Genomic DNA, 207 nt, shown 5'->3' with positions numbered 1-207 from the left:
AGTACATCGGTCGTTCGGATTTCCAGGTGAAGTTGCGTGGGCAACGTATCGAACTGGGCGAGATCGAGTCCGCATTGATCGCTCACGACTCAATTGCAGACGCGGTTGTTACCTTGCATACCGATGCCGTCTTCGGTGACAGCCTGATTGCATACGTCATCGGAACTGCGGTGGATTCTTCGGCAGTTCTGAACTCGGCACGAGAAG

At 54.1% G+C, this 207-nt stretch carries 1 protein-coding gene; it reads left to right on the top strand.

Annotated features, from left to right (window positions below; genetic code table 11):
- On the top strand, positions 1–207 hold a 207-nt coding region (locus QM609_RS29185; RefSeq protein WP_283337665.1), incomplete at both ends, for a hypothetical protein.

Origin of the sequence: Rhodococcus sp. IEGM 1302 (assembly GCF_030056935.1) — a bacterium.
Classification (GTDB): Bacteria; Actinomycetota; Actinomycetes; order Mycobacteriales; family Mycobacteriaceae; genus Rhodococcus_F; species Rhodococcus_F qingshengii.
The sequence above is the reverse complement of the archived record's forward strand: the minus strand, read 5'-3'. Positions and strand labels throughout refer to the sequence as shown.